Source organism: Roseinatronobacter monicus (assembly GCF_006716865.1).
Lineage (GTDB): Bacteria > Pseudomonadota > Alphaproteobacteria > Rhodobacterales > Rhodobacteraceae > Roseinatronobacter > Roseinatronobacter monicus.
On the sequence record NZ_VFPT01000001.1, the window covers coordinates 1,049,163 to 1,075,723 of the forward strand.

The window sequence follows — 26,561 nt, forward strand, 5'->3', positions numbered from 1 at the left end:
AGCGGTTCAGGCCTGTCTTTGTTCATCGTTCTCGTAAAGTGCCTTCTCAAGCGACCTTACCGCCTCAGCGTAATCCTCGACGCTGCCGAAAATCCCGCGCCGGATTTGGGTCTTACTTCCGAATTGGTCGAACGGTGGGAGTTCAAGCACCTTCGCGTCTTCGATATCCTGGACACCATGGTCGGCAAATTTGTCGAGCAAAGCTTCCAGCACAGCGCGGGCTTGTTCTCCGTACTTTCCAAACACATCTCGTTTCCGGACGTTTTCGGCCCGCTCGCGGCGCGTCAACGGCTTCTGATCGAAGGCGACGTGAGCAACGAGATCAAACGCGTCAAGTTTCACCCCATTGGGCACAGCCTGTTGGAGGATCTCCAGCGGCACACCCTGACTCGTCAACAATTCGAGGACCGCTTGCTTTCGATCTGCACTATTCCAGCGCCGCAGGAATTCGGTCAGGCTACCAAATTCGTCTTGAAGCGACTTTTTGATGCTGTCCTTAAGTAAAACACGGTAGTCCTCGGTGATCAGTTTTCCGTTAGCATCAAGATATTGAGAACGTTCAACTGCAACGCGGACCTCTACATCGTCGATGAAATATTTTACGCGTCCTGGCCCAGTTCCACCACCGATTTCAACACCGGCCGGTCGGCCGTCGCCATCTGTTGTCTTGATCTGAGATGCTGGCAGATCTTGTTCACCGCCAACTTGTGGATTTTGGTCGTCCGGGGGAACGACAGATTCACCGGGTTTCGGCTCGTAAATAACAACAGGATCGCCATCGAACTCCGGATCTGCGAACAGACGCGTTGCCCCTTTGAAATCCATAATGGTGAAGTAGAGCTTCTGATAGTCCTCACGCAAACGGGTGCCCCGACCGATTATCTGCTTGAACTCGGACATCGAATTGATTGTTTGATCGAGCACGATTAATTTACAGGTCTTCGCGTCTACCCCTGTTGTCAGAAGTTTAGAAGTAGTTGCAATAACTGGATAAGGTTCGTCGTTATCGATGAAGTAGGATAGCTGGGCCTTGCCCTCGGTATCATCTCCTGTGATGCGCATCACATACCGACGATTTCTCGCAGCAGCGGGTATGATTTTTACCAGTTCTTGCCGCATTCGTTCAGCATGGTCTTGGTCGTCGCAGAAGATAATGGTCTTCGCCATTGGGTCGGTGGCTTTCAAGTACTCCCAAGCCTTCATGGCAACTAATCGAGTGCGCTTTTCTAGAACAAGGCCTCGGTCGAAGTCTTTCGAATTGTACTGTCGCTGCTCCACCGGCTGCCCCAGTTTGTCCAGTTTTCCTGTTTCAGGCGTGTAACCCAACGCATCGACATCGGTGGCAATGCGAATGACCTTGTAAGGTGCCAGGAAGCCGTCCTCGATCCCTTGCTTTAAAGAGTAAGTGTAAACTGGTTCGCCAAAATAATTGAAATTGCTTATTTCTTTTGTTTCTCTCGGTGTCGCGGTTAGGCCTAGGTGCGTTGCGTTGCCGAAGTAATCGAGAACCTCCCGCCAGGCAGAGTCGTCCGCTGCGCTGCCCCGATGGCATTCGTCGACAACGACAAGATCGAAAAAATCTGACGGGAACTGTCGATAGATTTGCTTCCATTGCTCGCGGCCGGTCACTGCTTGATAAAGCGCCAGATAAATTTCATAGTTTTTCTTGACTTCACGATTGGTGACCTTGTGCATGACTTCGCCAAACGGTGCGAAGTCCTGCTGCATAGTCTGATCTACTAGAATGTTTCGATCCGCCAGGAACAGTATCCGCTTCTTTGCTTTAGCCTTCCAAAGACGCCAAATAATCTGGAAAGCTGTATAGGTCTTTCCTGTGCCTGTAGCCATCACAAGCAGAACTCGTGATTGGCCTTTTGCGACTGCCTCGATAGTCCGGTTGATTGCAACGCGCTGGTAATATCGCGGGGCTTTACCGCTACCATCAGAATAGAACGGCTGCTCAACTAGTTTGGTGGCGTTTGGCTCAGAAAGCCCCTTCCATTGTCGGTAGACCGGCCATAGTTCGTCTAGCGAGGGGAATCCATTCAGCGAAAGCTCACGTTCAATGGGCTGTGTGATGCCTGTCCGATCATGCAACAAGAATCCATCACCATTGCTACTTATGGCGAAAGGCGCATCAATCATCTCTGCATAAGCAAGAGCCTGCTGAATTCCATGGCCTATAAAAAACTTTGCTTGCTTTGCTTCTATAACCGCGATCGGAATATTTGGTCTACCGTAAAGAACAAAGTCTGCGCGTTTAGGTCCACCTTTCACTTCTGGGTTCCGTATGCGTGCTGCTAGCGTACCGCGCACCAAAACGCGGCCATCGGTAAGGCCCACTTCTTCACGAAATTGGTGCAATTGCCAGCCAGCTAGTTGAATAGCTGGGATAATATACTTTGTGCATATATCTCGCTCGGAAAAGTTTAATTTATTTATCACTCTTCCCCTGTTATTCTGGAGTATCAGCTTTTAGTTCACATTCTTCAGCATAATTAAGGATCAAAAGTTCCATCATTGATGCAATCGAACGATGCTCTTTTTCAGCTGCCAACCGCAATAGTCGCTTTATGTCTGCTGATGTACGAATTGAGAGGGTTTGGTCCTTCAAGCGCTTCATAGCATCATCCTAAGCTGATTGTACGGCAAATGTAATGCGTTTTACTCTCATTGGCTAGACGCGAAATGACGTTGACCTCCAAGACTGTCGTGATTTTTTTGGTGATTAAAGCGTGTATGTAAAACCTTGAATCGTGGGGTTCCCAAGTCTGTGGACATGTGATTCATCCTGTATTGAAGGATGGAACATGTCAGCACCTTTACCGAACGCACTGCGCGAGCGCTTTCAGCGCTACATTGACGAGGGATTGAGTGGCCGTGCCACGGAGGCGCGGCTGAAGGTTTCAGCGGCAACTGGGTCTCGGTGGGCGCGCGCGATCCGGCAGCGCGGCGGGGCCACGGCCTTGAAACAGGGACGAGCCACTGGGCGTGGAAAGCTTGCGCCCTGTAGGGCGGTCATCGAGGAGCTTGTCGCGCAAGACCGGCGGCATTCGTGGACTCGTTTCGTTCTGTTTTTGAAGAACCGTTTTTCTCTGATCTGCCGCGAGCTTTGCCAGGAATGCCGCTGCTGCCATGACAAGGCTGATGTGGCGATGCCAACCAGGGCGTGGCCCCAGCGGCTGGCATAAGCAGCAAAGACACCGATCTGGCATTTCTCGATCCGCCCGGCTGTGCCGGAATATTGGCGCGCCACACCCACCGAATGGGTGCCCTTCTTCAAAAACCCTGTCTCATCAATCACAAGGACGCCATCCGGATCGGCGAGCGCATCGACAGCATAGTTACGCTCCTGCTCGCACAGGCCATCTGCTAGGTGTTTCAGTCCCGGCATCAGCTTCATCAGCTCGCCTACGTTGGATCAAAGCTCGGGGAAACGTCACAGCGAAATAGGTTGTCTAGCCTCTCGCAAGTTCCAGATGGGGGAAGCATTAGCACTCGCTCATGCAAGCAGAAAGGCAGCACCCAAAGGTATAGCCCATTGGACTTAGGAAACTCGAAAACAGGTAGCGCACGGCGAAACGTTTCTGTTTTGGGATAGACCAGAACGATGTCGCCGTGGCCATCCAAATAACTCTGTCCATAAGCATAAAGCTGGTAGAAATCTGCCTGGCTCAACCCATACTTGCCCGTTCCAGTGCTCTTCTTCTTGATGTCCAGCAGCTTCCATTTCGCATCAAGGACAAGACAGTTTGAGCCCGAAGCCTTCACCAGGAAATCTGGCTTCAGACGGAACCAGTTCTGTTCAAGATGTCTTACCAGCGAAAAGGTTTTTACATGTTGTTTCAGACGGAAAGGGGGAGAGAGCTGCCGTTCTAAATGCTTGGCGACAAAGGCCTCAAAAACTGCCTCCATTGGAAATAGCAATGATGGCGATCGGTTCCTGCCGGTTCCGGTCAAAGGCGACTCGTGTTGCAGGATCAACCTTGCCCAGGCTAAGGCGTCCGAATAGTGAGCCATGCCGCGATCAAGGCGGACCCGAAGCAAATCGACCGACGGCAGTTCAGAGATTGGCACATCCGCGAACACAAAGCATAACTCTCGTGCGAGCCGCTGGTTCGTCTGTGATCCAGTCCATGAGAGAACTTGACGTAAGGCAGCATGCAGAAGTCGGTTTTCCGCACGATCCGGAGAGAAATCGTCGAACTCGGCAAAGAAGCGATCTCGTCGGCAAAGGTTATGCCGCAAGTGTGCTGCCATCTGCAGTTTGCCACGTAGTGCAGACATATTATCTTGCAGGGCACTATAGTCACTGCGCAAGCCGCGTTTGACGATTTGCTCAACGCAGACAAGGAACGCTTCGATAAAAACCTCAAGTAAGGGCATTCGCGTGGCAGCTAGCTTAGCGCTGTCGGTTTGAATGTGCCGGAAGACACCAAGGCAACGCAGCATCTCAATCAACAACTGCCTAGCCTGAACATCCCCACCTTCAGTGAACTTGCCAACTTTTGGCAAGACCTCGATCTGATAGCCGTTTGGCGCTCGAATGACCCCAACAAAGCTGGCAACCTGGATAGCGCGTTGACCGCGCTTTTGCGTTAGCCGCAACCAAGCGTGAGTTCCTTTGTCGCTAGCGGCCAATGCCTGCACTTCAAGCCAATCAAATACGCTGGGAGGAATTTCACGTAACTCTTCTGATTCCGTAGCGCCACTGTCTTGAGACACCAGGGCACAGAACTCATAGATTGTTATACCAGCCATTTGTGCACCCTGATCCGAACCATCAGGAATTCCGTTGGTAGATGCCGATATACGCCATCGGCTGTGTGAAAGCCGACTCTTGCAGGCTGTAGCGCTGCCGTGTCGCGTAGCTGTCAAGGCCATGATCGTTGCCGAACAGCTCAGACAAATCCTGATCGTGGTCGGCAGTTTCGCGGATGAATTGATCCGCAGCGTTGGCTTTCTGATTGTCGGCCAACACAAGTCGAATTTTACGCCAGTCCTCGAAAAAATACTCCTCCATAAGTGGCAAAATGCGATTACGAAATATCGCTGCCAGCACCCCGAAGCGATCCGCTTCGTTTTGCACCTTCGCAAGCCCGGTAAAATAGGCGTGACCAATGCAATGATCACGATCGTACAAAGCCTCAATACGATCGTTGATACGCTCGAGCATCAGGCGCACGTCGATCACGCCAGCCTCGGTCTTGACTACCAGCCCTGCGAGGGGTGCGCTGTCTAGCTCGGCCGGAACTTTCTCTGCACGAGTGTCTGGCATCAGCGGAACGAAATCGAAGCGACGGCGCAAAGCCGTATCAAGAAGGGCCAGCGATCGATCCGCCGTATTCATCGTGCCAATGATATCCACGTTGGCGGGTACAGAAAACTTCTCGCCGGAATAGGCCAAGGTAACTTCGACCGACGGGGGGGTACCATCGAGGCGGTCCCTCTTGTCTCCTTCGATCAAAGTGATCATCTCGCCGAATATCTTGCTAATATTACCTCGGTTAATTTCATCAATGACCATTGCCCAACGTTGATCCGGCGCCTGTCGAGCTTTGCGGCACAGTTCCTTGAATGCCCCCGGACGGATCTCATAGGCTACTTCGCCTTCTTCGGCGTCGCCTGCCAGAACTGGCCGAAGACCTTCGACGAATTCCTCGTATCCATAGGATTGGTGGAAGGTGACGAAGCTGTAGCGCTGAACAGTAGCATCGTCTTTTGGTCCTGCTTTCAGCTCATCTACCAGGTCACGTAGCTCAGCACCGATTTCGTCCCAATTACCAGCAAACCGCCAAATAGAATCTGCTGATTTGTCGAAGATAGCAGAGCCGAGCCGTTGTTTCACGTTGACCGTGGTCGACCCAAGTACTGTATGGTCTTGAAGTGTGCCCCAAAGGGTCTGGTTGATGCCGCTTACGCGGCTTTTGGCATCCGCGATAGCCTGGATGAACCGATGCTTGGCCAACTCTGGTACTTTAGCCTTGCCGCCTAAGTCGTACAACGCGGCTGCCAAACCTTCCCACCAAGTAAGTGCCCCAATTTTTTCGGCGATAACTTGATTTCGCCACTCCTCGGCAGAGATCGACTCAACTTCTTGTTCATAATAGCTCTTTAGTAATTGTGTCAGCGTGTGGGTTTTACCAGTGCCTGGCGGTCCGTAATAGATGCGATTAATGCAGGCTGCGACAGGTGCGCTGGCCAGAACTTTTGCCGGAACGGCCGCAAATGATGGTTCTTGATCGTTTCCCAAGTTGTTTGGCACTATGGGCACCCCTGACAGAGCCGCCAACTCCGCCAAATCCATATCGAAAAACGGTTGAAGCAAGGTTGCCTCAAACTCTGGCAGATCATGTATGCCTACAAGTTTGAAAGTGGAGCGATAGTTTGGCGTCCAGCCTTTTTGACTACCTTCATACTTACCATCCTTGATTGCCTTTTTGAGTACGCGATAGTGACGCTGAAGCCAGCCATCGCCTTTTTCACACGCTTCGGCTTCGGACGTAAATTGGCCAACTAGAACGACTTCTTCATTGCCGTGGCACAGATAGAACAAGGAGCCTACCTCAGCCTTCTGAAAATCTCTTCCCTGACCTTTCCTCGTTTCGCCGTGCATTACACCAAGATTTTTTTCGAGGAAACTCTCCCACTCGCTTTGTGCAAAGTCTCCTACGCCATGCGAAAGCTTCCATACCTTGATGAGTTTTTTGCTTACCGCTTCCCAAACTTCTTGCGAAAACTCCAGAATACCAAGATCGGAAGGGCGTTTAGCAATAACCGAGTTCTGCAAAGCGGCCATATTGGATTTCGCGGTGTCGCCTAAGAAGGTGGCAAGCCAATTGCGTTTGAAAATATGCACCAGTACCGGCGACTGCCGGTTTTGATAGTGAAAGGCGATCTTCCACTTGAAGGCCTCACCTAGATGTTCGAATGCCTCAATAGCGTCGAGGTCGCCCGCTGATGCCAGCTGCGCGACTTGCACAACATGTCCGCGCACCTTCTCGAAAGCTTCATCGGCTGTGTCGCCAAGGGTTGAATACCAGCCGTAATCGTCAGAATAGCTAAGTTTGGCATCGGACTGCTTGCTTTCAGTGCTTTTGCGAGAAAAGACCCCAAACTTGAACGCCGACCCGCCCCAAATACTGCCCATCTTGTCTAAGCGCGACTCGATCCAATAGGTGAAGCTGTCTTGCGAACCAGCTTGAGTATATTCGTCGATTGTCATCGAGGCTAAGCGCGAGGCTGGCCATACAGTCAAGAATTCATCCCAGAGGGTGTACTGTTGCTGGAATTCGGGCATTTGGAAATTGACTCGCTTTTGAGTGGAAGGCTTGGCTCGTTTTGATTTGACAGGTTTCCAGTTGAAGTGACAGCCGATTCAACCTTTGACGATCCTCACATAAGCTTCGCGCAGCACGGAAGTGGACGCACATCGTTCTAGGACCGCCGCTTCGAATGGTAGTATGGCAAGCACTGGCCACTCATGACATTTTGCCATTTTTGTCATGAGTCGAGGTCTGTCGCTAAGCGTAGCCGCGACAAGATACCTGGCCTCAAAAAACGAAAAGAGTATTGGGTGCCTAGCTGGAATGACGCTTTGGCCGCGCAGAGTTTGCCACCGCTGGACATGAAGCACCGTGCGCAGAGTGCCGTCTGGCGGGTAGAAGTTCGGGCAGGAAAGGCGCATCTCAAGGACAAATGGGGCGTCTCGACCTGGGGCCATCTGCGCGACAGCTTGCCCGAAATCCTGCATTATGCGCTGTGCGATGTTCGCTTCATTATCCCGAATGCCGATACGAACCGCCGTGGCGCGTGCGCGGATCAGGTCACGCATCGCTTCATGTTCGACGTCCGGAACCCAGACCGCTGTCAATTCGCTGGCACGATGCAATTTGGCAAGCATGCGTGCATCACGTCGATCTGTCTTCACACGGTCGCCCGATTTCACCGGAATGAGCGACGGCGCGACAACTATACAGTCGTGCCCAAGATCGACAAGTTGACGGTAAAGGCCATAGCCACAGGGGCCGGCCTCGTAGCAGAAATACAGTTGCTGCCCTTTGGCCGCCAGTTGCTCCGCAAGCTTGCGGACACGATCCGGTCGATTGGGCAGCTTGCCCCAGTCTCGCACTTCTCCTCCGCGCTCGCCATTGGCAACAGCTGCGGAAATTGTCGCTTTGTGGACATCCAGTCCAATAAACATGCTATCCTTCATTGGTATATTCAGTCATCTTCGCCGTGTCCTATGCTTGTCATGCGTGCCGCAAACACGCGTATCCGTTCAGGCCCTTGGTGAAGACGGCGGTCGACCAAACTCAAAGACGGTCCCTATCGACCTAGCTTATTGCGATCCGACCGCCGCCTGTATGAAGTGTTCTATGGCGATGATGCCGATTGGGACAACGCAGGCTGGCGCGAAATGGCGGCGTTCTCAGCCTATGTGCTCAAGCCGCTGGAATGGGCAGGGCTTTTTATACAGCAACGCGAAGAAACTGCTGATGGCAAGCATGTGCACCACATCTTTAAAACGCCACTCTGGCGCAGCGCACTCAAGTTGGACATGGACAATCAGCTGACACCCATCCAGATACAGTAGCTCGACCTTCACTCTGCAGCGGTTCGGGTTATATCGAGCTAGGAAACAACTAAGGATTACAAGCTCATGACCGCACCTATCATCGCCCAGAAGTCGCCCTATCCCGTGGAAGTAGAAGAGGGCAAATCTTACTTCTGGTGCGCGTGTGGCAAAAGCAGCAAGCAACCGTTCTGCGATGGCAGTCACAAAGACACAAGCATTGCGCCGGTGAAGTACACGGCAGATGCCAGCAAGAGGGTATTCTTCTGTGGCTGTAAGCACAGCAGCAAAGCGCCGCTATGTGATGGTGCGCATAACAAGCTGTGAGCACCTGCAAGCTTGGTCGATAGTTTCCCCGCTGCCCGCGCCGACGATTCGTGCCCAAAGCGCAGGATGCTGCGCTGTCGATGAACGTATGTCCTTGCTTTCGTCACGAACCTTGCACAAGCAAAGAACTAAAGCGCCTCAAATGAGGTCCCTTCGCGATTTGTGTGGGTTGCTGGTGGGCGGCGGATTGAATCTTCTACCAGATATTGTGGTCACAACATAAGGCGCGTCTGTCGCGGAGACCTCAAATATCGCAGCGTCAGACGCGCCGAGCCTGTTGAGCTGCGGCAGTTTTTTTGGATAGGGTGAAGCTTCCTGAAACCAGCGGATGAGGAGGTATTCATGGGTCCCGAGACAAGTTTGTTCACGACAGCTCTTGGCCTGCAGGCTCCGTGGAGTGTCACGGACGTACGTTTTGACGCCAAACTCAAAGAGATCCACTTTGACGTCCGCTTCAAGGCGGGAAGTCGATTTGCTTGTCCCTCCTGTGGCGCGCCCGATCAGCCCGTCCATGACACGCGATCCAGGATCTGGGAACACCTGCGTTTTTTCGAGCACAAGGCTTTCATCCATGCCGATGTGCCACGTGTTGCTTGCAGCCAATGTAGCAAGACCGGACAGGTTCCGGTCCCCTGGGCGCGCAGTGGCAGCGGTTTCAGTCAGTTGTTTGAAGCCTTTGTGATTGCGCTGGTGCGACAGATGCCGGTGAAGGCTGTTGCTGATATGCTTGATGTTGGTGACGATCGCCTCTGGCGGGTTCTTGACCATTACGTGTCGTCAGCGCGAGATCGCGAAGACTTCAGCGCCGTGACCGCCCTTGGGATTGACGAGACAGCTGCGCGCCGCGGGCATAATTACATCACCCTATTTCACGACCTTCTGGCCGGCAGGCTTCTCTTTGCCTGTGAAGGACGTGATGCAAAGACTGTGGCGGCTTTCGGTGAAGATCTGCGCGCCCATGGCGGTGATCCCGATGCCATCTCCGCTGCCTGTATCGATATGAGTAGGGCCTACATTTCTGGCGTCGCAAAGCATCTGCCGAACGCGGATGTTACCTTCGACCCATTCCATGTCATCCAACTGGCCAATGTGGCGCTTGAAGAGGTTCGCCGCGCCGAAGTACGCAGCAGACCTGAGTTGAAACACAGCCGCTGGATGTGGCTCAAGGACAAGAAGAGATGGACGAAGCGGCAGATCACACAGCATCATGATCTATCTCGGATGCACCTGAAAACAGGACGCGCGTTTCGCTTGAAAGAGGCTTTGCGCGACATCTTTGCTGAAGCCGAGTCCAAGGCAGAGGCCGAAGAACGGCTTACCGCCTGGTTTCAATGGGCGCGCCGCAGCAGGCTGCCAGCATTCAAGAAACTCGCTCTGACACTCAAGGCGCACTGGGATGGTATACTTAACGGTTTTGACAGCGATCTGAGCAACGGCGCTGTCGAAGCCATCAACGGCCTCATTCAGGCCGCAAAGGCTCGGGCGCGCGGGTATCGCAAAACCCGCAACCTCATCAACATGTCATACCTCATCGCAGGCAATCTCACCCACTTACCAGCGTCACCCTACCGCACAACATCTTGTGCCACAGGCAAATGAACGGAAACCAAGCCACCCACACAAACCGCGAAATAGCCTCAAATGATTGCATTTGTCGCCACATCATTTCAATGGTTGTCGAGTAAAGGAAAGCACATGCAAAACTACATAGCCCTTTCAATAGTAATTTTTCTAGCACCCTTATTCTCAAATGGTGCTCGGGCGCAAGAAGTTAACTGGGAGGATGCGATTGTTCTTGTCGAGGAATCGGCGCGGAAATACTCCGATCATGCATTTCAAATACTAGGATCCACATGGGTTGGCCCTGCCAATGATAGCATAAAGTTTGGCTATTTCGCGGTTTGTGTGGGTGGCTTGGTTTCCGTTCATTTGCCTGTGGCACAAGATGTTGTGCGGTAGGGTGACGCTGGTAAGTGGGTGAGATTGCCTGCGATGAGGTATGACATGTTGATGAGGTTGCGGGTTTTGCGATACCCGCGCGCCCGAGCCTTTGCGGCCTGAATGAGGCCGTTGATGGCTTCGACAGCGCCGTTGCTCAGATCGCTGTCAAAACCGTTAAGTATACCATCCCAGTGCGCCTTGAGTGTCAGAGCGAGTTTCTTGAATGCTGGCAGCCTGCTGCGGCGCGCCCATTGAAACCAGGCGGTAAGCCGTTCTTCGGCCTCTGCCTTGGACTCGGCTTCAGCAAAGATGTCGCGCAAAGCCTCTTTCAAGCGAAACGCGCGTCCTGTTTTCAGGTGCATCCGAGATAGATCATGATGCTGTGTGATCTGCCGCTTCGTCCATCTCTTCTTGTCCTTGAGCCACATCCAGCGGCTGTGTTTCAACTCAGGTCTGCTGCGTACTTCGGCGCGGCGAACCTCTTCAAGCGCCACATTGGCCAGTTGGATGACATGGAATGGGTCGAAGGTAACATCCGCGTTCGGCAGATGCTTTGCGACGCCAGAAATGTAGGCCCTACTCATATCGATACAGGCAGCGGAGATGGCATCGGGATCACCGCCATGGGCGCGCAGATCTTCACCGAAAGCCGCCACAGTCTTTGCATCACGTCCTTCACAGGCGTATTCCGGCGGATCCGGCCACCCATTCCGACAACATCCGGCCACCTGTTCCGGGGTATCCGGCCACCTGTGACGCGTTGCCGTGAGGCAGCGTGTTTTGGTTATCAGTCCTGAGGGGTTTCGTCACCCATTTTGGTGATGGTCTTGCGCATGGATTGGCCCTCGAGTTCGAGACGGTAGGCGTTGTGAACGATGCGATCGAGGATGGCATCGGCGAATGTGGGTTCGCCGATGACGTCATGCCAGGCTTTGATGGGTAATTGGCTTGTGATCATCGTTGAGCCGCGCCCGTAACGCTCTTCGACGATCTCCATGAGATCGCGGCGTTGCGGTGATGTCAGCCTGTCCGGTCCCCAGTCGTCCAAGATCAGCAATTGCGCCTTCGTGATGCTGCGGAACAAGCGGGGGAAGCGTCCGTCACCATGGGACAGCTCCAATTCCTCGAAGAGGCGCGGCATCCGTTTGTAGACCACAGTCACGCCGTCACGACAGGCTGCCTGGGCCAGTGCGCAGCCAAGCCAGGTCTTGCCGACGCCACAGGGGCCCGTGATGATCAGATTACGCTTGTCGGTGATCCATCTGCCTGTGAGCAGGCTTTGGAACAGCGCTTTGTCGAGGCCACGGCGTGCGCGGTAATCAACATCTTCTGGGCTGGCGCCAACATGGCGCAGCCTGGCAGTCCGCATGCGAGCCTCAAACCTCTTTGTTTCTCGGCTTGCGACCTCACGGTCAACGAGCAAGCCAAGCCATTCAGCATGGCCGAGATCGGCAGTTGCATCTTGCATCTGCAGTTCGGCAAAGGCTTCGGCCATGCCGTCCAGCCTGAGGGCTTTAAGGTGATGAAGGGTTGGATGGTCGAGCATTGTGTTCCTTTCAATGGAAGTAATCGGCGCCACGGATATTGGGGTGGGTGATGGCAGGCTCGTCCGTGGCGCGGGTGCGGGGCCTGCTCTCAAGCCCATTCTTGAGAATGGACAGGAGTGACGAATAGGATCTGGCGTTGATTTCGAGCGCACGGCGACAGGCCGCATCAAGTCGGTCGCGGCCAAACTTGTCGGCCAGCCGGATCACCCCAAGGCAGGTGCGATAGCCCTGTTCCGGGTGCTTGCGCTCGCGCATCACGACCTCAACGAAGATGGCCACGTTTGGCCCAACGCGAGCCGCACGTGCTTTGATACGCTCTGGCGTCCAGTCATCGCGGAATTGGTGGTGCGCTGGCATGTGATCGCGCAGCGTAGAGTGCTTCCCGTTGCTGGACGTCCTGACATGAGAGGCGACACGCTGCCCGAGATGGAAGACTTCGATGGTGCGGCCTGTGATCCGCGCCCACAGCTCTTTCTTCAGCAGCTGATAGGGCACGGAGTAATAATGCTTGTCGATCGCGACGTGGTAATCGAACCCGGCGCGGCACTTCTTCCATTCAGCATAAACATACGATGCTACCGGCAGCGACTTCAGGGCGGGTTTGTCCAGCTGTTCAAAAAGCTGTCTGCGGCTGGCACCCAGATGGCGAGAGACCTTGTCGTTGAGCCTGTCAAGCAACGGCTTGATGGCCGCGTTCAACTCAGCAAGGCTGAAGAACTGGCGGTTGCGCAGCCGTGCCAGTATCCAGCGTTCAGCCAGCAATACCCCACCCTCTGCCTTCGCCTTATCTTTGGGCTTATATGGCCTCGCCGGGACAACGGCCGTGTCGTAATGCGCGGCCATATCTGCGTAAGTCCGGTTGATTACGGGGTCGTAAAAGCACGCCTTGGTGACCCCTGCCTTCAAATTGTCCGAGACGATCTGGGCGGTCACACCACCGAAGAAATCCAAAGCGCGGACATGGCTTGCGATCCAATCCGGTAGGGATTGCGTCCAGGTCGCCTCGACAAATGTATAGTTCGATGCCCCCAGAACAGCGACAAACACCTGTGCCGTGCGCACCTCCCCGGTCTCGGGGTCAATCACATCGATCGTATGGCCGGCATAATCGACGAACAGGCGCTCACCTGCAGGATGGCGCTGTCGCATCACCGGCGACAGCTTGCCTTCCCAGCGTGTGTAAAGTTCGCAAAACCGGGAGTATCCATACCCATCAGGATGATCAGCGCGATATTCTTCCCACAACAGCATCAACGTCACGCCCTTGCGGCGCAACTCGCGGTGAATGCAGGGCCAGTTAGGCTCGGTCGCGCGGTTCGCAATATCACGCGCCGTGCGTGGGTAAATCAGGCGCTCAAGGTCGGTGTCAGACATCTCTGGTGGTAGCGGCCAGCTCAGATCAACCTCGGCAGCGCGATCCAGATAGGCCTTAACCGTTGTCCGCCCAATCGTCAGGCTGACACCAATTTTACGGGTCGAAAGACCCTCGGCTGATAGCCGCAAAACATCTCGTATCTTCCGCATTGGCAATCTCTTCATCGGGCTTCCTTCCAGACTAAAAAGCCAGACGGTAGCCAGTTACAGATTGCCTCGCAGCATCACATCACAGGGTGGCCGGATGCTCCGGAATCAGTGGCCGGATAAAATCGGAATGGGTGGCCGGATACTTTCGGAATCACTGGCCGGATGACCCCGGAATACGCACTTCACAGGCAAAGAGAAGCCTGCCGGCCAGAAGGTCGTGAAATAGGGTGATGTAATTATGCCCGCGGCGCGCAGCTGTCTCGTCAATCCCAAGGGCGGTCACGGCGCTGAAGTCTTCGCGATCTCGCGCTGACGACACGTAATGGTCAAGAACCCGCCAGAGGCGATCGTCACCAACATCAAGCATATCAGCAACAGCCTTCACCGGCATCTGTCGCACCAGCGCAATCACAAAGGCTTCAAACAACTGACTGAAACCGCTGCCACTGCGCGCCCAGGGGACCGGAACCTGTCCGGTCTTGCTACATTGGCTGCAAGCAACACGTGGCACATCGGCATGGATGAAAGCCTTGTGCTCGAAAAAACGCAGGTGTTCCCAGATCCTGGATCGCGTGTCATGGACGGGCTGATCGGGCGCGCCACAGGAGGGACAAGCAAATCGACTTCCCGCCTTGAAGCGGACGTCAAAGTGGATCTCTTTGAGTTTGGCGTCAAAACGTACGTCCGTGACACTCCACGGAGCCTGCAGGCCAAGAGCTGTCGTGAACAAACTTGTCTCGGGACCCATGAATACCTCCTCATCCGCTGGTTTCAGGAAGCTTCACCCTATCCAAAAAAACTGCCGCAGCTCAACAGGCTCGGCGCGTCTGACGCTGCGATATTTGAGGTCTCCGCGACAGACGCGCCTTATGTTGTGACCACAATATCTGGTAGAAGATTCAATCCGCCGCCCACCAGCAACCCACACAAATCGCGAAGGGACCTAAAGTTTGCTACGCATAGATGTGCCATATTGGGACGCATGTTGGGGCTTGCTGAGGAAATTCAGCACATCGAAACCTTTGAATATCCTCCACTTGACAGCTCCATTGACGCGTTTGATCTACTGGTCTTTTCTCTGACGCTTGACAACTGGGTCGCGGCTGCTCGTGCTTCTGTCGAGATGAACTCAAATGAACGTGTAAACGTATGGAATCTCGAATGTGTTGGGGAGCAGGGGATTTCGGTAAATTTGTTTTTGGAGAGCTCTCAATCGAATGCCACGTTTGAAATCAAGGGTCGAACTCTTGTCGTTTATGGTGACATAGATGCGGGCTTTTTCGAGAAATTTAAAAGCCGACTAGATGCTGCACCCACAATTGAAGAAATAGGCTTGGGAAGCGCTGGTGGAAGCGTTCGTGACGCACTCTTGGCGGGATATGAAATTAGGCGCCGGGGCTTAACTACGACGCTCCACGGGAATTGTTTTTCTGCTTGCCCATTGGTTTTCATGGGAGGGAAAGAGCGGATCCTTTGGGCTTCCCCTCATCGACTTGGTTTCCATCAAATTTACGCTGGTGACGGAATCCCACTTTCGGCCGATGATCCGATTTACGATCTTACCTCTAAATATATGGTGGAGATGGGCGTAGATCCGCAGGTTGTTATACCTTGGATGCTTTCTGCTGGACCAAGTGATATGTTCAAACCTGATGTTCGGGAACTTTGCTCACCTGGTGTGTCTACTTTTGTTCAGAGGATCTGCGGTTGGTAAGTCTTTGACTGGGTGCTTCAGCAGGCAGACCTCTTCAAAGCAGTCTTATGGGCCTGCGGGACGAAAGTTCACTTCGTCCCGCATAGCACACCCAGCAGCCTCCTTCGATAGCAGGTCACACAGCAAAGTCTTCCATTTTTGCGCCCACGCTGGTCATCGCAACTGTGAGCCAACGTGGCTTGCGACCGCGACCTGACCAAGTCTCTTCGGGATTATTTGGGTTGCGGTATTTCACTGGCACTGGCGCTCGAACTTTTTTCGCACCAGTATCATCCATCACCTGCTTCAGCGTCACACCCAATTCTTTGGCATGCGCTTCTAATTTAGCTCGTGCCGCTGCCAGCTGTCGTGCTTCAAAGCTTTTGATGGCACGATCCACATCTTTCTGCAGTTTCTTAAGTTCATCGAGGCTGAGGCTATTTAAGTCCATTGTGCTGTCCTTTTTTGATCCGCGCACATAAACCATTAGCGCAGCGTATTGGCAAGCGGGCAGTTTAGCTGGGCTCAAGCACAAGCTGAACAGCACAGCGCAAAACCTCATACAACATACATTCTATGAGATTTTCGCCTAAGTCATTGAAAATTATAATGATTGGGTAGGATATGATTTCGGTCGACCAACCAAAACCTCAGACTTTATACTCAAATAAAGCAAATGATTATGTTTTTAGGGGATAAACCATGCGCCAAGCACAGACATTGAACGAAGCTCAGCTGCGTCGTGTTATACACTACTGCCGCAGTCGTCGTCATCCAACCCGTGATCAAACAATCGTCATGGTCAGCTTCTATGCTGGACTGCGCGCCAAGGAAATTGCCGCGCTTACCGTGGGCGATGTGTTTGATGACGCAGGCGCTGTGCGCGAGCAGTTCATCTTGTCAGCAGCACAGAGCAAGGGTGGGCAGCGCAGGACGGTGTATGTGAGCCAGCGCTTGCGAAAGTCGTTGGGCGAATATGGGGACACCATCAAGCTTAGCGATCCGCAGCGTCCACTGTTTGTCAGCCAAAAGGGCGGAGCGTTCTCAGCCAACACTATGTGCCAGTTGTTCCTCGACATCTACAAAGCAGTTGGGCTGAAAGACGCGTCAAGCCACTCTGGGCGCAGAACATACATCACGCGCTTAGCCAACAAGGGGGTTGGCGTGCGTTTGCTGGCAGCTCTCGCAGGGCATTCTCACATCTCGACCACCCAGCGATACATCGATGTGAACGCAGAGCAGCTGGCGTCAGCAGTCGAGTTGCTGTGAGGCAAGGGGCGGTACGAGTCATTCGTTGAAGGTACGCCAACCTAGACTACAAGGGTCAATCGCCCTCATTCGCGTGAGTTACAGCTCAGCTTTTCCCGAAGACAAAGACATGAGAAAACCTGATAATCAGCCAACGGCGATGGCGCAGATTACTCGGTCTTGTTTGAAAGCTGGGCACACTTCTAGATTTTCAGACAACCCTCAACTGCACGTTGACGCAATCCACGTATCAACATAGTGTGCATCGGCCAGCACTCGGAGCTAAATGCGGAGAATCTGTGGACTTCACCAATATCGACAAAAAAATTGCGAAGCTTGCCGCTTATGACGTCGCCACATTCGACAACATGAGCAATAGCTTTAAGCATTTTGCTCTTGAGTTGAAGGTTCACCGATTCCGGCATTTAACCGACATAATCCTTGCATTCGATCATCCAGTGACTGTACTCGCTGGCACGAACAAAATCGGTAAAACCAGTATACTCCTCTTGCTTGCTTGCAGTCACGAAAAGTTCATGCGCTTAGATGCAAGCAAGCCCGAACCTACTTGGCGAGAACACGCATGGAAAGACGTGCTAACCTTTACAAAGCACGAAACCGAGAAGAACGACTACACATACAGCATGAAATGGCGCATTGCGAACAAATCGCTTAATGGAGAAGGGAAGAGGCTAGCTAGCAGCAAGTCATGGAGCGGCCTTGGGAAGAAATCTAAAGAAGCTCGCCGAAACGCTAAAATTAATGACCGAGAAGTAAGGCTGATTGATCTGGATAGGCTTCTGCCGGCTAGAAGTTTCTCCGCTTCGCTTTTACGAAAATCTGGGAGCGCTCCTCTCACGAAAATGAGTGACGATCTGGTCAAGTCGTTTTGCTACGTCCTTGACCTGCCATATAATAATAATTTTGAAATCTCGGAGGTTGGCGGCCACGTAAACAAGCGCTGCTATCTTATCAAATCTTCTGCGCACAGCTACTCAAGCTATGGAGCTGCGTCTGGGGAGGAGGCACTGATTAACTTGCTGCGTGATATTTTGGATGCCCCTGATGGAAGCTTGATTCTTATCGATGAAATTGAGGCAGGTTTCCACCCAGCTGTGCAGCGAAAACTTGTAAAGGTAATATGCCAAATCGCATGGGAGCAGAAAAAGCAATTCATTATGACCAGTCACTCATCCACTATCATTGATGCAACCCCAGCAAAATCACGGAAGTTTATTGAGCACCACAATGGTCTTTATCGCACAATTTCAGGTATAGCTCCGCAAGCTGCACTTTCCAAGATGGATTCTATTGGTCATCCGTTGGTACGGCTTTTCTGCGAGGATGACCTCGCCGAATATTTGATCACAATGGTTGCAACAGAGATCTCAAAAGAACATAAAAACTTTAGACGGCTGTTCGAGGTAATTCGATCTGGGCCAGCCAACATGGTTAAAACAGATTACGAGCGTCATAAGTTTTTTTTCAACCAGCTTAGAAACAAGATTGGGTACTGTGCGGTGTTTGATGGAGATCATCACAATAAACCTGGCTTTAAAGAATTGGGGGACGCAGACAAGTTCGTACACTTCTTGAAGCCATACACTGCTCCTGAGGTCGCGCTGGCACAGGCTTACCTCGCTTCGTACCCCAATGCCGAGCTTCAGGCGTTTCTTGGTGCTGACAACCACCACGCTTTCTTTCAGAAAATGGTGGATATGGATCTTGCCGTAGACAAAGCGGACGCGAGGAATAACTGCTACTCGGCGTTTAAGGCATCGGCTGAATTTGCACTCCACTTTGACTCTCTGAAAGAGTTCCTAATGAATACTGCAACACATTTCAGCGAAGCTAAAGGATAGACTAATTTAACGTGAAGTTTTCTTTTCTGGATAGGCCGCTTTCAGGTGATGTGGGTATGCAGCTTGGAACATGCGAGAAGTCCTTATGTTCATTATGTCCCTAACACCCGCGTCAGTGCAGTTTCGCTTAGCCGACCCTGCTCAACACCATCTAACGCGCGGTGAGCCAGCGCTTCGCTTGGTGCATAGCCCTCACGCCCTACGCCCAATGCAGCCAACAGTGCAGTTTCTGTGATCTTGCCTGCGTCAAATAGATCAAATGCGCGCTCAGCTGCGGTTTTTGGAGGCATAACTACCTTCGTTTTTGAAATGTGCGAAGCCGGGTCAATCACATCTGCCTCGGCCCCACCATCGCCCGCATCAGTCTCAATGCTTTCGGCGTCAGCTTCTGGTTCGTTGGGCAACTGTTCGTCAATCTCGTCATCTGCTCTCACTGCTGTGTTCACTTCAGACGCTGCCAGCGCCATGCCCTTGATGCCTTGCGAGCGCCGATACTCTTCCGGCGACAGCTCATATCGCTTGCCTGTCAGCACTTCCTTGCGCAGCCGTGGCGTCAAATGGCTGTAGTGGCGTTCAATCATGCCAATTGAAGTGCCCATCTGAACGGCCAGCGTGTGAATATCCAGCCCGTCATTCAACAAAGCAAAAGTCGCATAAGTGTGGCGCAAGCTATACAGGGTGCGGTCCTGCCCAGTGCGCGGGCATTTCAGCAACTCTGTGTGTTTCATCAGAAACTTGAAGGTCTGACGCAGATTTTTGCTGACAGTGCCATCCGGCAATCGAAACACAGGCAGGTCCAGCTGTGCACGAATCAAGTCTTCAAAGGTCATGTCAGCAATGTCGGGACAACGGCTCTGGATGCGCTTGAGATAGTTGATGGTGCTGGCACGACAGATCAGGTCACGCTGCCCAGTTTTACCCGACACGGACATCTCCAAAAAGGTCAGCCCACCTTCCTCGAACAGATGTATGTGCTTCCAGCGCAGGTTCTCAGCTTCTGTGCCATGCCGTATGCCTGTATTTGCCAAGATCAGCACATAGTCGCGCAGAACTTCGCGTGTGGCCGCTGTCTTGCTGTGATCAGTGGCTGCGGGCCATTTGCGCAGCCCCTTGTAGATCACCTCATACTCTTCCAGCGTGAAGCTGCCACGACTTTCTGTTTTGAGGCCGTCGTTGATAGGCTTGGGCCGAATAGCATGGGTGATCCAGCCGCGCTGCTCAGCCTCGTCCAGCACACGGTTCAGCGCTGTGTTATGCGTGTTTATGGTGCTGTGATGAGCCTTGCGCCCAAGCTGTTCTGTGCGCCATTTGCCGAACTCAATCAGCGCCTTTGTGTCGATATTGGCCACATCGTATTTGCCAAAGAACGGGATCAGATAGCGCTTAATGACTGTGATTTAGTCTTTGTGCTTTGGGGTAGCTTGTTCTTGAGCCGATCTTCTGACGAATAGAAGGACTTCATGGCCATTTCAGTGGCTTTGTCAGGGTCTTCGGTTTCGGTGGAGAACCTGTGCCATTGCCCATCTGCCAGTTTTTGGAGTTTGTCGATGTGCGGCTCCAACATTCGCGCTTCTTTTAAAGACAGTGACCCATGCGCTTCTTTTGGGTTCGTGATTGCTGTTTTGCGACGCATCTGTTCACCTCCGCAAACCTTATGGTTCAGCTGGCGTGGTATGCCGTGCTTTATGCTGCCGCGACTACGTTTTTGGATCAAGCTTTTGTTTAGGCTGCGCTTGTTGTTGTCTTTGGGACGCGTGTCTTGCGAGAAAACGCCAGCGACAGTGTTTCCACAGTGTCTTCAAACACAATGTCCCCACGGTATCCCAAACACACTGGTCCAAACACACTGTTGCCAACACAGTGTTCAACACAGCGATTCGCGCATCAAAATGTCCGCGCACAGTGTGCAGAGTGTGTATCAAGTGTGTAGGGAGATTTTGGGGTCTAAAAATCTTTTAAGTGTTTGATTTTATTGGAGGCGAGTATGAGAATCGAACTCATGTACACGGATTTGCAATCCGCCCCATCTAATTGATTCTAAACAATAAATATTCAAATATCGCTCCCAAAAGACCCCGCTTTCTCAATAGGTTACCGCGCAATTGTAAACTCGAAAAGAAATGTATTTGCGTGGAACAGCCGGTGATATGGACGATCTCAGCAGCATGGTTGACCAATCGCTCATCGTTGAAATGGTACACGTGCAACGTGACGAAATGCTTATGAAACAGATCGCAGGGTGCCTGATTTCGCGCGCTGGCCTCAATGGTGTGTCAGAAGCGCGGCTTAGCTATCGTTCCAGTACTTGACCATCGCTGCCCGAAACTTGTTGAAGTCCTTTTCGTTCCAGCAGACTTTTGTCCCATCGCGCAGCAAGAAGTGGTATCCATTTGCGCAAAAAAGTTTCGAGATATCACAAGCCTTAAGCCAAGCGTGACAATTGAGGTAGGTTTGCTGGTAAGACGAGACAAAATTCTGATTTGGGACGTTCCACAACATACCTTCAATGAAGTAGGAAGGTGCGACACCATCCTCAAGATAGCCTGCCTCAATCATTCGATTGCGCCAGTTTTTGAAGACCCTGACATTGGACTTGAAGCGCGTGGATGTAGCTTGGTTCTTAGATGTGCAATTTGCTAAATGCTGCTTTGGATAGTTAACGATTTTGTCGCCATCATAGGTCCAAAAGCAAATCCCGTCCCTGTAAGCAGGGCCAGTTTCAGCAGAGTACGAAGTATACCGTAGATGCCGGGTGCACACCAAAACATCAGCGTCGCGACGTGACCCGTTACCGGGAATGAAGATAGCTTTCTTGCCCGGCTTCACCCCATTTCCAAACTTCGTAGTGAGCCATTCGAGCACTTCTTCCTTGAATTTTTTGTGGCTATAGCTACCGGGGGTTAGGTTTTGATGAAACCGAGCCTTTTCAGCGTCGTCGAGGCTTGAAAGGTCATAGTAATTGATTGAGGAAAGCCTCAACGCAATATCAACGTCACTATCCACTCGGATATTCGTGCTATTTCCATATGAGCCTTGAAGAAAAGAGTCGAATTTCTGAGCTCTATATGGTGAATTGGCGTCTTCTAGTACTGCTTTAATTGTCGCATATGTGTTCTTAGATTGCTCTTGCGCTCCAGGGTGTGACCACGTTTCAAGTTGCGCTTCAGAAATAGCCATTAAGCCCCCATCAGCTTTTTTATATCTGCTTCAAGTTTTGCATAGGACTCCGAACCCCGCTGCCGCAGCAAATTCAATTTGTCCATGTTGTGCTCAAACATGTCGGTTGCCATTTCAGGCTTCTCAAAAGTCTCATTTACCCGAACAGTAGGCACTTGCTTGAACATTATCCGCCGCAGCACATCCATAGAGGTAGTGTTAATCTCAAGTGTCTTCTGGAGCAGTTGGACGCTGACTAGGTACTTCTTGGCGAACCACATCTTAAGACCGGGTGCAGGCGATGGATAGTTTCCAACACCGACGCTTAGCACTCTGAGGTCCGTGGGAGCGTACTCCATCGGGCCAATGGCATCAGCGATGGCGTAGAGTGTGGGGTTGTTTGCGCAGTACCCACCGTCGATGAGCTCGATACTGTCTCCGTTTGCTGTTTTGACCACCTTCCGGTCAAAGAACGGGTATGCAGAGCAGGACGCCTGTACAGCGTCAGCAATGGTGCAGCCAAACCCTGGCGTGAACGTCCCAACCCTTCCATGCGCTTGGCCGACACTGTTCTTGAAGATCATTGGCGTTTCTAGTTGCCACTTCGTAGCCACAAGCCCGACACCGGTCTTCAAGCCGTCGAAACGAGCGTCACCGAACACCGCCTTGCCGGTTGCAGCAAGCGCTTTGGACTTCTCGTGCGGTCGCTTAGCCTGCATGATAGGAGGGACGTGCTCACAGTACAGCGTGTGGATTTCTTCGACAGTCTTCCCTTGCGCAAGGAGCGCAGCGATTATCGACCCGGTGCTCGTGCCGAATATCAAGTCGAAGACTTCACAGAGTGGCTTGCCGACAAGCCCTTCGACCTCCCGTAGCACTCCGAGGGTATAGAACCCTTTAGCTCCACCCCCGTCCAAGCTGAGGATTCGACACTGATCAGGTCGAAAGAACTGCTCGATATTTGCCTCTGGCACCTGACCCTCACCTCTTTGGATACAACCCAATGTAGGCAAAAAGCCGCCGAGTGCAAGATGTAGACCCACCTGGACGTGGCGTTTTCGCCATATTGCCGTGGAAGGCCGCAGTTCGTTACAAGAATAGTGTGATAGTATTTCGGTGTATGGTAACAACACCAATTTTGAATGCTGTCACGACTAGCCAAGTCACGGGTTGGCGCGCTCAGCGTAGCATGTTTTTCAGATAGGTGGCGAGAGAATGAGGGCGCTTGGTGAACATTGAACAGATTGTAACGCGAATTTCTAACACTGCGAAGAGCATGGATCAGATATGTCGGGCGGCACCAGATTGGCGTAGGGGGGTGGAAGCGTCATATATGGCTGCAGGTGAACTGCGCACGCTTGCCGAGTTGGTTTTCCCAGAGGAGGCCGGAATACATCTTTTGAAATCGAGTTTGGCACGCAGGCAGGTGTGGTGGGGAGTGCTGTCTGCGCTGGAACCGGCGGACGTCACAGATGCTGAAATGCTGCGCCATAACTTGCTGCTGCTTGCCGACGACACATTGTTAGCCGCTAGGTTTGGAACTGAGAAGGGCAGGGCGCTGAAACCCCTGCTGCACGCGCTGTCACCGCGCCCACTTGGAAAAGCACAATACGATGTGCTGGCAGCGTTGATTGTAGAAGAAGCGGAAACGCTGGAAGGCTGGATCGCCCGCGACGGTTTCTTGGATGCCTATAAGCTGCGCGAGTACTTGTTCCCCGACGTTGCAACCATGAACGCTGTGCTTGCTGAGGACGCTGCTGGATAGGGCAGGGGAGGGCACTCATGACATTTTCCCACTTTTGTCATGAGTGACGCTCCGCGCGCGGCTGACCGGGCAGTCATTGCTGAAATGGTGCGCGCGCAACGCGATGAAATGCTCATGAAGCAGATCGCGGGTTGTTTGATTTCGCGCGCGGGCCTCAATGGTGTGTCGCAAGAACGTCTTGGCGCTTATGCCATGGGCTGCGCCGATCAGATCATGCGCGCTTGGCAGTAGAAGCCAGAACACGCACGGGAAAGGCTGGCGCAAGCGCGTGTAAAGTATGGCGGGGTTGTCGAGTGAGGTCGGCACAGTTATCATAAGTGACCCGGCGCGAATTTGTCTCCCGCTGCGTTTCGTCTAGAATTTATCTCGTGGCTAAATGCATTCTGGGAGAACGTAACGCACATCGTTATATTAAAACAGTCTGGCAAGAAAGCTGATGATAACGCACCAGACTGACTTGATCAGCGCTCGAGATTTCGGGAATGGAGTGAGCTGAATATGAATATCGCAAGGCTTGTGTGCGTATTAGAAAGATACCCAAGGTCAGTTCAAATTCTTGTGGGTATAACCTCAATTTTGGCAGCATACTCTCTTTTCTTTATCGGCTTTTTTTCTCGTACTCCATTTTCTCATATCATCATTATGGGCGCTTGGAGCACAAGCGTTGTTTTACTTGAGGTAACCACTAAATTGGCATTGTCCATATTATCTGGAAGGATTGTATTTTATCTAATTTATGGAATAATCAGAAGCACGAATTTAGTCCCTTACTTAATAAACATGATTTACAGAGATTTTAAAAAATCACGAATCTCACAAATATACATCACAAGGCTCTTGCGCAAGAAAACGCATGCCTTTAGCCTTATTATTGGCCTATTATTTTTTGCAATATTTGCAATTGAAAATCTTCATGGAGTCTATTTTATTGTTAAAACATTGATCGCATTGATGTTTACACCGGCTCTCTTGTACCCCCTATTCTTCCGTCCAAAACACCTATTATTCCCACCACCCTTTATATTCCTTCCCCAAAAGCCATCGGGAGTATCTGAAGACCGTTGGGTTGTTTACGCAATAACTTGCTCTTCTATCATCGCATCGTCTTTCTTTTACTTTGCTGGTCAATCAATATTCCACGCAAGAGCTTCCAAGTTTCAAACCGTAAATACTGAACACGTCTCAGTTGTGGGTAGTATTATAGCAGCCAACGTGAGTGGAGTTCTTTTTTTAGGCTATTTCGCGGTTTGTGTGGGTGGCTTGGTTTCCGTTCATTTGCCTGTGGCACAAGATGTTGTGCGGTAGGGTGACGCTGGTAAGTGGGTGAGATTGCCTGCGATGAGGTATGACATGTTGATGAGGTTGCGGGTTTTGCGATACCCGCGCGCCCGAGCCTTTGCGGCCTGAATGAGGCCGTTGATGGCTTCGACAGCGCCGTTGCTCAGATCGCTGTCAAAACCGTTAAGTATACCATCCCAGTGCGCCTTGAGTGTCAGAGCGAGTTTCTTGAATGCTGGCAGCCTGCTGCGGCGCGCCCATTGAAACCAGGCGGTAAGCCGTTCTTCGGCCTCTGCCTTGGACTCGGCTTCAGCAAAGATGTCGCGCAAAGCCTCTTTCAAGCGAAACGCGCGTCCTGTTTTCAGGTGCATCCGAGATAGATCATGATGCTGTGTGATCTGCCGCTTCGTCCATCTCTTCTTGTCCTTGAGCCACATCCAGCGGCTGTGTTTCAACTCAGGTCTGCTGCGTACTTCGGCGCGGCGAACCTCTTCAAGCGCCACATTGGCCAGTTGGATGACATGGAATGGGTCGAAGGTAACATCCGCGTTCGGCAGATGCTTTGCGACGCCAGAAATGTAGGCCCTACTCATATCGATACAGGCAGCGGAGATGGCATCGGGATCACCGCCATGGGCGCGCAGATCTTCACCGAAAGCCGCCACAGTCTTTGCATCACGTCCTTCACAGGCAAAGAGAAGCCTGCCGGCCAGAAGGTCGTGAAATAGGGTGATGTAATTATGCCCGCGGCGCGCAGCTGTCTCGTCAATCCCAAGGGCGGTCACGGCGCTGAAGTCTTCGCGATCTCGCGCTGACGACACGTAATGGTCAAGAACCCGCCAGAGGCGATCGTCACCAACATCAAGCATATCAGCAACAGCCTTCACCGGCATCTGTCGCACCAGCGCAATCACAAAGGCTTCAAACAACTGACTGAAACCGCTGCCACTGCGCGCCCAGGGGACCGGAACCTGTCCGGTCTTGCTACATTGGCTGCAAGCAACACGTGGCACATCGGCATGGATGAAAGCCTTGTGCTCGAAAAAACGCAGGTGTTCCCAGATCCTGGATCGCGTGTCATGGACGGGCTGATCGGGCGCGCCACAGGAGGGACAAGCAAATCGACTTCCCGCCTTGAAGCGGACGTCAAAGTGGATCTCTTTGAGTTTGGCGTCAAAACGTACGTCCGTGACACTCCACGGAGCCTGCAGGCCAAGAGCTGTCGTGAACAAACTTGTCTCGGGACCCATGAATACCTCCTCATCCGCTGGTTTCAGGAAGCTTCACCCTATCCAAAAAAACTGCCGCAGCTCAACAGGCTCGGCGCGTCTGACGCTGCGATATTTGAGGTCTCCGCGACAGACGCGCCTTATGTTGTGACCACAATATCTGGTAGAAGATTCAATCCGCCGCCCACCAGCAACCCACACAAATCGCGAAGGGACCTTTTTTTAGTAAAACACTCAGGCGATGCAAATTGGCGCTATACTGAAAGAGAATATGTATTTTACCCTTTCGAGATCATAAAGAGCATCTCGGATAAAGCACCAAACGTTGAAGGCCCATAAATGATCTTGATTACAGCGTTTCCATTCTTGAGGTGCATCCTGCGGCCTTGAAGTAATTCCAACATTCGTCGGGTGAG

At 52.3% G+C, this 26,561-nt stretch carries 23 protein-coding genes and 2 pseudogenes; 9 read left to right on the forward strand and 16 right to left on the reverse strand.

Translation table 11 applies throughout. The features are described 5' to 3' along the window. Positions 1-6: 6 nt before the first annotated feature. The 6 genes and pseudogenes from hsdR to BD293_RS04840 all read right to left on the reverse strand — a co-directional run. Positions 7-2,442: an EcoAI/FtnUII family type I restriction enzme subunit R gene (gene hsdR / locus BD293_RS04820; protein ID WP_142084324.1), complete on the reverse strand. Its 2,436-nt coding sequence runs from the start codon at positions 2,440-2,442 to the stop codon at positions 7-9. A gap of 13 nt (positions 2,443-2,455) precedes the next feature. Beyond that, positions 2,456-2,623, reverse strand: coding sequence for a hypothetical protein (locus BD293_RS22620; RefSeq protein ID WP_170207060.1), 168 nt, complete (start codon positions 2,621-2,623; stop codon positions 2,456-2,458). 231 nt (positions 2,624-2,854) lie between these two features. Further along, positions 2,855-3,349: pseudogene (locus tag BD293_RS23050) on the reverse strand (transposase); the annotation flags it as partial. Positions 3,350-3,411: 62 nt separating this feature from the next. Beyond that, a complete protein-coding gene (locus BD293_RS04830; RefSeq protein ID WP_142080117.1) occupies positions 3,412-4,761 on the reverse strand; it encodes an McrC family protein in 1,350 nt (449 codons plus the stop codon). A 22-nt stretch (positions 4,762-4,783) separates the two neighbouring features. Next, the gene (locus tag BD293_RS04835; RefSeq protein WP_142080118.1) at positions 4,784-7,300 is read right to left on the reverse strand and encodes an AAA family ATPase; all 2,517 of its coding nucleotides are present in this window, start codon (positions 7,298-7,300) and stop codon (positions 4,784-4,786) included. 498 nt (positions 7,301-7,798) lie between these two features. After that, a pseudogene (locus tag BD293_RS04840) lies at positions 7,799-8,215 on the reverse strand (IS110 family transposase); the annotation flags it as partial. A gap of 129 nt (positions 8,216-8,344) precedes the next feature. Between BD293_RS04840 and BD293_RS04845 the strand changes: the two are divergent. The 3 genes from BD293_RS04845 to BD293_RS04855 all read left to right on the forward strand — a co-directional run bounded on the left by BD293_RS04845 (position 8,345) and on the right by BD293_RS04855 (position 10,501). Next, entirely contained in the window at positions 8,345-8,596 is a 252-nt protein-coding gene (locus tag BD293_RS04845; RefSeq protein WP_142080119.1) for a hypothetical protein, read from the forward strand. Between the two features lie 66 nt (positions 8,597-8,662). After that, positions 8,663-8,902: a CDGSH iron-sulfur domain-containing protein gene (locus BD293_RS04850; RefSeq protein ID WP_142080120.1), complete on the forward strand. Its 240-nt coding sequence runs from the start codon at positions 8,663-8,665 to the stop codon at positions 8,900-8,902. A gap of 342 nt (positions 8,903-9,244) precedes the next feature. Next, positions 9,245-10,501, forward strand: coding sequence for an ISL3 family transposase (locus BD293_RS04855; RefSeq protein WP_142079999.1), 1,257 nt, complete (start codon positions 9,245-9,247; stop codon positions 10,499-10,501). Positions 10,502-10,827: 326 nt separating this feature from the next. On the opposite strand, the gene BD293_RS04860 is transcribed toward BD293_RS04855, so the two are convergent. From BD293_RS04860 to BD293_RS04875, 4 genes are all read right to left on the reverse strand, one after another. Beyond that, the gene (locus BD293_RS04860; protein WP_281286616.1) at positions 10,828-11,571 is read right to left on the reverse strand and encodes an ISL3 family transposase; all 744 of its coding nucleotides are present in this window, start codon (positions 11,569-11,571) and stop codon (positions 10,828-10,830) included. A 59-nt stretch (positions 11,572-11,630) separates the two neighbouring features. Further along, positions 11,631-12,389, reverse strand: a complete 759-nt coding sequence (gene istB, locus BD293_RS04865) for an IS21-like element helper ATPase IstB (protein ID WP_142079313.1) — start codon at positions 12,387-12,389, stop codon at positions 11,631-11,633. A 10-nt stretch (positions 12,390-12,399) separates the two neighbouring features. Then, positions 12,400-13,929 (reverse strand): IS21 family transposase, encoded by a 1,530-nt coding sequence (istA, locus tag BD293_RS04870; RefSeq protein ID WP_142079314.1) that lies wholly within the window; start codon positions 13,927-13,929, stop codon positions 12,400-12,402. A 136-nt stretch (positions 13,930-14,065) separates the two neighbouring features. Further along, on the reverse strand, positions 14,066-14,662 hold the full coding sequence (locus BD293_RS04875; RefSeq protein WP_246086215.1) for a helix-turn-helix domain-containing protein: 597 nt from the start codon (positions 14,660-14,662) through the stop codon (positions 14,066-14,068). A gap of 234 nt (positions 14,663-14,896) precedes the next feature. Here BD293_RS04875 and BD293_RS04880 point away from each other — a divergent pair, with 234 nt between their 5' ends. Continuing rightward, positions 14,897-15,628: a COG3904 family protein gene (locus tag BD293_RS04880; RefSeq protein ID WP_170207061.1), complete on the forward strand. Its 732-nt coding sequence runs from the start codon at positions 14,897-14,899 to the stop codon at positions 15,626-15,628. 115 nt (positions 15,629-15,743) lie between these two features. On the opposite strand, the gene BD293_RS04885 is transcribed toward BD293_RS04880, so the two are convergent. Beyond that, positions 15,744-16,058: an H-NS histone family protein gene (locus BD293_RS04885; protein ID WP_246086216.1), complete on the reverse strand. Its 315-nt coding sequence runs from the start codon at positions 16,056-16,058 to the stop codon at positions 15,744-15,746. Between the two features lie 251 nt (positions 16,059-16,309). Here BD293_RS04885 and BD293_RS04890 point away from each other — a divergent pair, with 251 nt between their 5' ends. Together BD293_RS04890 and BD293_RS04895 are read left to right on the forward strand one after the other, a co-directional pair. Then, positions 16,310-16,876: a tyrosine-type recombinase/integrase gene (locus BD293_RS04890; protein ID WP_142080123.1), complete on the forward strand. Its 567-nt coding sequence runs from the start codon at positions 16,310-16,312 to the stop codon at positions 16,874-16,876. A 278-nt stretch (positions 16,877-17,154) separates the two neighbouring features. Beyond that, positions 17,155-18,717 (forward strand): AAA family ATPase, encoded by a 1,563-nt coding sequence (locus tag BD293_RS04895; RefSeq protein ID WP_142080124.1) that lies wholly within the window; start codon positions 17,155-17,157, stop codon positions 18,715-18,717. Positions 18,718-18,809: 92 nt separating this feature from the next. Here the strand turns inward: BD293_RS04895 and BD293_RS04900 are convergent, their stop codons facing one another. The 4 genes from BD293_RS04900 to BD293_RS04915 all read right to left on the reverse strand — a co-directional run bounded on the left by BD293_RS04900 (position 18,810) and on the right by BD293_RS04915 (position 22,847). Continuing rightward, positions 18,810-20,066, reverse strand: coding sequence for a tyrosine-type recombinase/integrase (locus BD293_RS04900; protein ID WP_246086217.1), 1,257 nt, complete (start codon positions 20,064-20,066; stop codon positions 18,810-18,812). Between the two features lie 23 nt (positions 20,067-20,089). Next, positions 20,090-20,350: a hypothetical protein gene (locus tag BD293_RS04905; RefSeq protein ID WP_142080125.1), complete on the reverse strand. Its 261-nt coding sequence runs from the start codon at positions 20,348-20,350 to the stop codon at positions 20,090-20,092. Between the two features lie 653 nt (positions 20,351-21,003). Further along, positions 21,004-21,894 (reverse strand): anti-phage nucleotidyltransferase, encoded by an 891-nt coding sequence (locus BD293_RS04910; protein ID WP_211840995.1) that lies wholly within the window; start codon positions 21,892-21,894, stop codon positions 21,004-21,006. Then, positions 21,894-22,847 (reverse strand): anti-phage phospholipase, encoded by a 954-nt coding sequence (locus tag BD293_RS04915; RefSeq protein ID WP_170207062.1) that lies wholly within the window; start codon positions 22,845-22,847, stop codon positions 21,894-21,896. The genes BD293_RS04910 and BD293_RS04915 overlap by 1 nt, the downstream gene beginning before the upstream one ends. Positions 22,848-23,101: 254 nt before the next feature. Between BD293_RS04915 and BD293_RS04920 the strand changes: the two genes are divergently transcribed. The 3 genes from BD293_RS04920 (at position 23,102) to BD293_RS04930 (ending at position 24,943) form a co-directional block, all read left to right on the forward strand. Then, positions 23,102-23,638 carry a hypothetical protein gene (locus tag BD293_RS04920; RefSeq protein WP_142080126.1) on the forward strand — a complete coding sequence of 179 codons (537 nt, stop codon included), beginning with the start codon at positions 23,102-23,104 and terminating at the stop codon, positions 23,636-23,638. A gap of 39 nt (positions 23,639-23,677) precedes the next feature. Then, entirely contained in the window at positions 23,678-23,869 is a 192-nt protein-coding gene (locus BD293_RS04925) for a hypothetical protein (RefSeq protein ID WP_142080127.1), read from the forward strand. Positions 23,870-24,136: 267 nt separating this feature from the next. Then, positions 24,137-24,943 (forward strand): hypothetical protein, encoded by an 807-nt coding sequence (locus BD293_RS04930; protein WP_142080128.1) that lies wholly within the window; start codon positions 24,137-24,139, stop codon positions 24,941-24,943. On the opposite strand, the gene BD293_RS04935 is transcribed toward BD293_RS04930, so the two are convergent. Further along, entirely contained in the window at positions 24,910-26,166 is a 1,257-nt protein-coding gene (locus tag BD293_RS04935) for an ISL3 family transposase (RefSeq protein WP_142079999.1), read from the reverse strand. The genes BD293_RS04930 and BD293_RS04935 overlap by 34 nt on opposite strands. Positions 26,167-26,561: the final 395 nt, after the last annotated feature.